Source organism: Phenylobacterium aquaticum (assembly GCF_022695515.1).
GTDB lineage: Bacteria > Pseudomonadota > Alphaproteobacteria > Caulobacterales > Caulobacteraceae > Phenylobacterium > Phenylobacterium aquaticum.
The window spans coordinates 61401-68937 of the sequence record NZ_JALDPT010000031.1 but is presented as its reverse complement, the minus strand read 5'-3'; the positions used below and the strand labels follow the sequence as shown (position 1 = coordinate 68937).

Sequence of the window (7537 nt, the reverse complement as noted above, 5' to 3'; positions counted from 1 at the left end):
CGTCAGGAGTGTGTCGATGTTTCGCGGGTTGTTCGTTCTGGCGGCCGCCATGGTCCTGACCTCCCCAGCGTCGCGCGCCGCCGGCCCCGCTCAAGACGGAGGTCTATGGGCGGCTGCCCAGCATCGACATGATGTCGCTGTCGCCCTCGGGGGAGAAGGTGGCCTATGTCGCGACCACCGGCGACAGCCGTCAGGTGGTGGTCAAGGATCTGGCCGACAAGGTCCTGATCGCCGCGCCGGTCGGCGACAACAAGGTCCGCCAGCTGGACTGGGCGGGCGACGACCACCTGCTGATCACGGCCAGCTCCACCCAGGCCCTGGGGTCCTTCTCGGGGACCCAGGAATTCAGCCAGACCCTTTCGCTGAACCTGATCACCAACGCGGTGACGGTGGTCTTCGGCGCCAGCCCGGCCATTCTGCACGCCACCTTCGGCTATCTGGGCGCCGTCCAGCAGTCCGGACGCTGGTATGGCTATTTCGAAGGCATCCCCCTGACCAAGACCCGCGGCTTCGACAGCGGCAGTCTGGGGGCCAACAACTTCGTCAATCTCTACCGCGTGGATCTCGACAGCGGCGTCGCCGAGCTTGCGGCCTCCGGGGCGCAGCGCCCCCATGAATGGGCGCTGGACCCGTCGGGCCTGATCGTCGCTCACGCCGAGTACACCGAGGCCAGCGGTGTCTGGGCCTTGCAGGCCGGAGAGCGGACCGGCGCCCCCCTGGTCAGCCTGACCCAGCCCTTGGGGGAGGTTGGCCTTCGCGGCCTTGGACGGGCGCCCGGCACGGTGCTGGTGGACAAGGAGACCCCTGAGGAATGGTCTCTCGCCGACGGCGGGCATGCGCCGGTGATCACCGACGGTCTGATCGAGGGCTATATCCATGACCCGTCCACCGGGCTCCTGGTCGGTGTCTGGCTGATGGGGGATCGACCGGAACAGCGGTTCTTCGAGCCCCGGCTCGCCGCGCGTCAGGCCGCCTATCGCAAGGCCCTGGGCGGGGAGCCGAAGCTGATCTCCTGGAGCGCCGATTATCGGCGGATGGTGCTCTTCACCGAGGGCGACGGCGACGCCGGGACCTATTGGCTGGTCGATGGCAAGGCGGTGCGGGCCTACGCCTATCCCTATCCGGACATTCCCGACCTCAATCTGGGGGCCACCCGGGTGGTTTCCTACAAGGCCGCGGATGGGCTGGAGATCCACGGCGTGCTGACCCTGCCGCCGGGGCGCGATCCCAAGGGCCTGCCCCTGGTCGTCCTGCCCCATGGCGGGCCGCAGGGACACGACAGCCAGGGCTTCGACTGGATGGCCCAGGCCTTCGCGGGCCGTGGATATGCGGTCTTCCAGCCGAACTTCCGGGGCTCCGACGACCAGGGCGTCGCATTCCGCGACGCCGGCTTCGGGGAATGGGGCCGCAAGATGCAGACTGATATCTCCGACGGCGTGGCGGATCTGGCCAGGCAGGGCCTGATCGATCCGAAGCGCGCCTGCATCGTGGGCTGGAGCTACGGGGGCTACGCCGCCCAGGCCGGGGTGACCGTCCAGCAGGGTCTCTACCGCTGCGCTGTCTCCTATGGCGGGATCTCCGATCTCAACGCCTTCCTGTTCTGGCTGGCGCCTGCCGACGGCGACGACCGCACCGCCAGGGCGCGTTACGAGCGCAAATTCATCGGGGCCAAGACCAATGACGATCCGGCGCTCAAGGATCTCTCGCCGGCCCGCCTGGCTGATCGCGCCGACGCACCCGTCCTGCTGATCCACGGCGCCGACGACACCATCGTGCCGATCGCCCAGAGCCAGCAAATGCAGCGCGCCCTGCAGAAGGCGGGCAAGCCTGTCGACTTCGTGCAGCTGAAGGGGGAGGACCACTGGCTGTCACGCGACACCAGTCGCAAGGCCATGCTCGAGGCGGCCGTGGCCTTCGTCGCGCGCTACAATCCGGCGGAATAGGGAAGGGCGCTGATCCTCTGCGGCGACAGGACGCTTGCAAGTCGCGCCAATTGGGGCAACCTCCGCATCAGGACGTTTGAAATGCGCCAGCTCGGCCCGGGGCGATGTTCCGGATCGATGACAAGGGCGCGGCGACGTCGAAGGGAAGGAAACTGGAATGGCTATCACTCATCCGCGGGCGCCTTCGAACCTGCTGCGCAGCGTGCCCCGTGAGCTCATCAACATCCTGGGCACCGCGTTCGCCCTGTTCGCGGTCGTGGCGATCGGGGGGCTGATCTCCTCGGCCCTGCCCGACAGCCATTCGCCGTGGCTGTTCGCGGCCTCCTACGGCGTGCCGGCGGCGATCGCCTTCGTCGTCTACTGGTGGGTCGCCCAGAAGCTCTAGACGCTTCAGGCCTTTCCGATGCGGCCGAGGGTCGCCGTCATGATCGGGACGGCGGCGCTCATCTGCATGTCGATATAGTCGCTCAGATCATTCGGCAGCACGTCGGTGATCCAGGTCACCTGGCAGGCCCCGTCGCCCTGCGCGGCCACCTCCACCGAGGCGGAGTGGGCGAGGGGACGTCCGCCCACCACCGCATAGACCAGCCGCCGCCGCGCATCGTCGCAGTCCACCAGGGCCTCTGTCGCCACAGCGCCGTTGGCGAAGGTCACCCGCCTCGTCCCGTCCTGGGCTTCCACATCGGTGACGAAGCCCGGGGCCACCCGCTGATGCACGGCGTTGAAGTCGCGCAAGGCGTCCCAGACCGCCTCGGCGCTGGCGGCCACCTCGAAGGTCTTGCGGATTGACGCCATGGCTGGTCCCACTGGCCGCGGAGGCGCGGCGAATGGGCGGATCCTGGCCGAGCCGGCCGGGCGGGTCTGGCCGGATTCGGACGTCATCGCCTCGGACCGCGCCCAGCAAAAAGGGCCGCGGGGTGAACCGCGGCCCTTCTGACGTCCGACTAAGCCGTCAGGCTTAGCACTTGTAGTACATGTCGAATTCGACGGGGTGCGGGTGCAGTTGCAGACGCATCACTTCTTCCATCTTCAGCTCGATGTAGGCGTCGATGAAGTCGTCGTCCATGACGCCGCCGGCCTTCAGGAAGCCGCGGTCCTTGTCCAGGTTTTCCAGGGCTTCGCGCAGCGAGCCGCAGACTTCCGGAACCTTCTTCTGCTCGCGGGGCGGCAGGTCATAGAGGTTCTTGTCCTGGGGCGCGCCGGGATCGATCTGGTTGATGATCCCGTCGAGGCCGGCCATCAGCAGGGCCACGAAGGTCAGATAGGGGTTGCCCATCGGGTCGGGGAAGCGGGCTTCCAGACGCTTGGCCTTGGGGCTGTCCACGTGCGGGATGCGGATCGAGGCCGAACGGTTGCGGGCCGAATAGGCCAGCTTCACCGGGGCTTCGTAGCCGGGCACCAGACGCTTGTAGCTGTTGGTGGTGGAGTTCGAGAAGGCGTTGATGGCCTTGGCGTGCTTGATGATGCCGCCGATATACCACAGGCACTCCTGGCTCAGACCGGCGTACTTGTCGCCGGCGAACATGGGCTTGCCGTCCTTCCAGATCGACTGGTGCACGTGCATGCCCGAGCCGTTGTCGGCGAACATCGGCTTGGCCATGAAGGTCGCGGTCTTGCCGTAAGCCGCCGCCACGTTGTGGATGACGTACTTATAGAGCTGCATCCGGTCGGCCATGGTCAGCAGGTCGGCGAACTTCAGGCCGAGTTCGTGCTGGGCCGGGGCCACCTCGTGGTGGTGCTTTTCCGGCTGCATGCCGAGCTCGCCCATGACGGCCAGCATTTCGCCGCGCAGGTCCTGGGCGCTGTCGATCGGGTTCATCGGGAAGTAGCCGCCCTTCGGACCCGGACGGTGACCCATGTTGCCTTCCGCATATTCCTTGCCGGTGTTCACCGGCAGCTCGGTCGAGTCATAGGAATAGCCGGTGTTGTGCGGATCAGTGGACCAGCGCACGTCGTCGAAGATGAAGAACTCGGCTTCCGGACCGAAATAGACGGTGTCGCCCACGCCGGCCGACTTCACGAAGTTCAGCGCCGCCTTGGCGATGGACCGCGGGTCGCGGTTGTAGGGGGTGCCGGTGTCGGGGTTCACGACGTCGCAGAACAGGCACAGCGTGGTCTGCTGATAGAAGGGGTCGATGTAGGCGCTGTTCAGGTCGGGACGCAGCTTCATGTCCGACTCGTTGATCGCCTTCCAGCCGGCGATCGACGAACCGTCGAACATGGTGCCGTCGTTCAGGAAGTCGTCATCGACCAGGTCGATGTCGAAGGTCACATGCTGCATCTTGCCGCGCATGTCGGTGAAACGGACGTCGACGTATTTGACGTCCTTTTCCTTGATTTCGTTCAGAATGTCCTTGGCGGTGGCCATTGGTTTATCCCCTTTGGTAATCCCTAGTCTCGATGAGCTGCGACCTAGACGGCCGCCGCCCCAGTCTCGCCCGTGCGGATACGCAGCACGTCGAGGATTTCAGACACGAAGATCTTGCCGTCGCCGATGCGCCCCGTGCGCGCCGCGCCAACAATGGAGTCTAGGGCCGGTTCCAGCTGGTCATCGGCCACCACCACTTCGATTTTGATCTTGGGCAGGAAGTCCACGACGTACTCGGCGCCGCGGTAGAGTTCGGTATGGCCCTTCTGACGGCCGTATCCCTTGGCCTCGATCACGGTCATCCCTTGGACTCCCAGGTCCTGGAGGGCTTCCTTCACCTCGTCGAGCTTGAAGGGCTTAATGATGGCTTCGATCTTTTTCATGGCCCAACTTACTGCCGACGAAGGTCGCCCCCCGCGTTTGAAGGCTACGAGCACGCTCACGTGCGGGGGGACAAGGGGGCGCCTGCGGAGCTTGCGGCGCCGGCGGGCGGGAATCTGCGTTTGTCTAAACGGCGGGCGCCTGCTGCTCAAGAAACAATCACGACGAAAATGGACGTCGAAGCCCGTTCCGGGTTGCTTTCGCAGCCGGGTTTGATCGCGAAGGAGTCGCAAGTGATCGCCGGGACGGCCCGGATGGCCCCTCCGCGGAGCTAAAACCGCATTTCCGGCCTTAGTCGCGGCGTGTCACTGTTACGTCCCGATGCTGAAGTTTGCAGCGGACCGGTCCATGCGGCGATGTGACCGGTGTCATGGAAAGTCCAAACGACGGCGGCATTGTGACGGTCGACCCCGGCCATCGGCCCCGGGCGGTTTTGAGGGTGGACCTCAGGGGCGCATCGGGGAATGGTCCGCAGGCTTTCAATCCGCTGTCTGGACCATTCCAATGTCGCGTCTTTACCTGATCCGCCATGGCAAGCCCGCCGCCGTCTGGGGCGAGGCCGACGATGATCCGGGCCTGGACGAAACCGGCCGCGCCCAGGCGGAGGCCGCCCGCGACCATCTGCTCTCCCTGCCCGAGGACGAGCGGCCGACCCGGGTGGTCAGTTCGCCCCTGCGCCGCTGCCGCGAGACCGCCATGCCGACCGCCCAGGCCCTGGGCGTCGAGATCGAGATCGACCCGTCCGTGGGCGAGATCCCGACGCCGGCCGGTCTCTCGGCCGAGGAACGGCCGGCCTGGCTGCGCGAGGTGTTCCAGGGCGAGTGGCGCAATGTGAAGGGTGATCTCGACTATGACGCCTGGCGTCGCGCGGTCGTCCAGGCCCTGACCGCGCGGGCCGGGACCGCCGTCTTCAGTCACTATGTGGCCATCAATGCGGTCATGTCCCTGCTGGCGGACGATCCGCGCGTCCTGGTGTTCCGGCCGGACCACACCTCGATCAGCGTGCTCGACAGCGACGGGTCCGCCCTGACCCTGGTGGCCCGCGGTCCGGAAGCTCAGACGAGCGTTCTCTAGGTCCGCCCCGTCTTTCTCCTGCGCTTGGAGCTTTCGTGTCCGCCCGGCCCATCCTGACCGTCTCTGAAATGACCGCCGCCGACCAAGCCGCCATCGCGGCGGGCGCGCCGGGTGTGGAGCTGATGGCCCGCGCCGGCCTGGCGGTGGCCGACGCGATCTGCGACCGGTTCACGCCCCGGCCGATCGCCGTGCTCTGCGGTCCCGGCAATAATGGCGGCGACGGCTATGTTTGCGCCCGCTGGCTGGCCGAGCGCGGCTGGCCGGTCTGGGTCGAGCGCACCGATCCCCCCGCCACCGCTGACGCCAGGGCCGCGGCGGCCGAGTGGACCGGCGAGACCCATGATCTGGGGCAAGGGCCGCGGCACGCGGAACTGTTCGTCGACGCCCTGTTCGGGGTGGGGCTGAGCCGGCCGCTGGACGGGGAGGCGGCGCGCCTGGCCCGCGTCTCGGAGGCCCGCGCCGACCAGATCATCGCCATCGACATCCCCAGCGGCCTGGCCGGTGACACCGGACGTCCGCTGGGCGACGCGGCCTTCTGGGCCGGCCTGACCGTCACCTTCCACGCCAAGAAGCCGGCCCATGTACTGGAGCCGGGACAGTCCCGCTGCGGCGAGGTGGTGGTCGCCGATATCGGCCTCACCGCCACGGGAAGCGGCCTGATCGAGAACACGCCGGACGCCTGGCTGGATCATTTCCCCTGGCCCTCAGCCCAGTCGCACAAGCATGCGCGCGGCCGCATGGTGGTGATCAGCGGCGAGGCCTGGAACACCGGGGCGGCGCGTCTGTCGGCGCGGGCGGGCCTGCGGATGGGGGCGGGGCTCGTCACCCTGCTGTCGCCGCCCGAGGCCCTGGCCGTAAATGCCGCCCACCTCGAGGCGGTGATGCTGAAGCCCTTCGAGACCGAGATGGAGCTGGAGCAGCTGGCCGCCGAAGTCGACGCCGCGGTGATCGGTCCGGCCGCGGGCGTGAGCGAATCGACCCTGCTGAACGTTCTGGCTCTGGCCCGCACCGGCGCGGCCCTGGTCATCGACGCCGACGCCATCACCGTCTTCCGCGACGATCCCGAGGAGCTGTTCTCGGTGCTGGACGTGGATGACGTGCTCACCCCCCATCCGGGCGAATTCGAACGGCTGTTCCCAGGCCTGCTCAAGGCCTCGCCCGAGCGCCTGACCGCCGCCCGCCGCGCAGCCCAGAAGGCTGACGCCGTGGTCCTCTTGAAGGGCGCCGACACCGTGGTCGCCCACCCTGACGGCCGCGCCGCGGTCTGCTCCAACGGATCGCCCTGGCTGGCCACGGCCGGATCGGGCGACGTGCTGGCGGGCTTCGTCGCCGCCCTGATCGCCCAGGGCATGGAAAGCTTCGAGGCCGCCTGTGCGGCGACCTGGATCCATTCGGAAGCCGCCGACCTGCACGGCCCGGGCCTGATCGCTGAGGATCTTCCGGGCCTGGCGCCGACGATTCTGCGTCGTCTTTATGCAGCTCGGCACGGCTGACCGCCGCCGCCCGGCCGGCCTGTGGTCAAGCCGGACCACCCATGCTAGGCGCTGATCCGTCAAAGGACCTCGATACGTGATCTCTTTCGCCGCCGCCGCTCAAGCTATGTGCCGCCAGGTAATCGCCTGGCGGGCAATCGCGGCTGCGCGGAAGGGATCGGCGACTTAAGGTTCGAGACGGACCAATCGGTCTTCGCCAAAAACCCCTTCCGGCGACGGAAGGGGTTTTCGCGTTTTCGCCACGCGGCTCCTGATGATCGCCGGACCCTGTAAAAGGA

General features: G+C 67.3%; 7 protein-coding genes. 4 read left to right on the top strand and 3 right to left on the bottom strand.

Translation table 11 applies throughout. The features are described from left to right. Positions 1 to 131: 131 nt before the first annotated feature. Both MQH10_RS19900 and MQH10_RS19895 read left to right on the top strand, forming a co-directional pair. On the top strand, positions 132 to 1943 hold the full coding sequence (locus tag MQH10_RS19900; protein ID WP_242565729.1) for an alpha/beta hydrolase family protein: 1812 nt from the start codon (positions 132 to 134) through the stop codon (positions 1941 to 1943). Positions 1944 to 2100: 157 nt separating this feature from the next. After that, positions 2101 to 2328 (top strand): hypothetical protein, encoded by a 228-nt coding sequence (locus MQH10_RS19895; protein ID WP_242565728.1) that lies wholly within the window; start codon positions 2101 to 2103, stop codon positions 2326 to 2328. Between the two features lie 5 nt (positions 2329 to 2333). On the opposite strand, the gene MQH10_RS19890 is transcribed toward MQH10_RS19895, so the two are convergent. The 3 genes from MQH10_RS19890 to MQH10_RS19880 form a co-directional block, all read right to left on the bottom strand. Next, positions 2334 to 2738 (bottom strand): SRPBCC family protein, encoded by a 405-nt coding sequence (locus MQH10_RS19890; protein WP_242565727.1) that lies wholly within the window; start codon positions 2736 to 2738, stop codon positions 2334 to 2336. Positions 2739 to 2901: 163 nt separating this feature from the next. Next, the gene (gene glnA, locus MQH10_RS19885; protein ID WP_242565726.1) at positions 2902 to 4311 is read right to left on the bottom strand and encodes a type I glutamate--ammonia ligase; all 1410 of its coding nucleotides are present in this window, start codon (positions 4309 to 4311) and stop codon (positions 2902 to 2904) included. A 44-nt stretch (positions 4312 to 4355) separates the two neighbouring features. Further along, the gene (locus MQH10_RS19880; protein WP_242565725.1) at positions 4356 to 4694 is read right to left on the bottom strand and encodes a P-II family nitrogen regulator; all 339 of its coding nucleotides are present in this window, start codon (positions 4692 to 4694) and stop codon (positions 4356 to 4358) included. Between the two features lie 502 nt (positions 4695 to 5196). On the opposite strand from MQH10_RS19880, the gene MQH10_RS19875 reads away from it, so the two are divergent. Together MQH10_RS19875 and MQH10_RS19870 are read left to right on the top strand one after the other, a co-directional pair. Then, on the top strand, positions 5197 to 5766 hold the full coding sequence (locus MQH10_RS19875) for a histidine phosphatase family protein (protein ID WP_242565724.1): 570 nt from the start codon (positions 5197 to 5199) through the stop codon (positions 5764 to 5766). 35 nt (positions 5767 to 5801) lie between these two features. After that, the gene (locus MQH10_RS19870) at positions 5802 to 7259 is read left to right on the top strand and encodes an NAD(P)H-hydrate dehydratase (RefSeq protein WP_242565723.1); all 1458 of its coding nucleotides are present in this window, start codon (positions 5802 to 5804) and stop codon (positions 7257 to 7259) included. Positions 7260 to 7537 lie beyond the last annotated feature (278 nt).

Excerpts from the sequence above, each read along its gene's own strand:
- MQH10_RS19875 (WP_242565724.1), top strand. The coding sequence starts at position 5,197 with ATGTCGCGTCTTTACCTGATCCGCCATGGCAAGCCCGCCGCCGTCTGG.
- glnA (WP_242565726.1), bottom strand. The coding sequence starts at position 4,311 with ATGGCCACCGCCAAGGACATTCTGAACGAAATCAAGGAAAAGGACGTC.
- MQH10_RS19900 (WP_242565729.1), top strand. The coding sequence starts at position 132 with ATGTCGCTGTCGCCCTCGGGGGAGAAGGTGGCCTATGTCGCGACCACC.
- MQH10_RS19880 (WP_242565725.1), bottom strand. The coding sequence starts at position 4,694 with ATGAAAAAGATCGAAGCCATCATTAAGCCCTTCAAGCTCGACGAGGTG.
- MQH10_RS19890 (WP_242565727.1), bottom strand. The coding sequence starts at position 2,738 with ATGGCGTCAATCCGCAAGACCTTCGAGGTGGCCGCCAGCGCCGAGGCG.
- MQH10_RS19895 (WP_242565728.1), top strand. The coding sequence starts at position 2,101 with ATGGCTATCACTCATCCGCGGGCGCCTTCGAACCTGCTGCGCAGCGTG.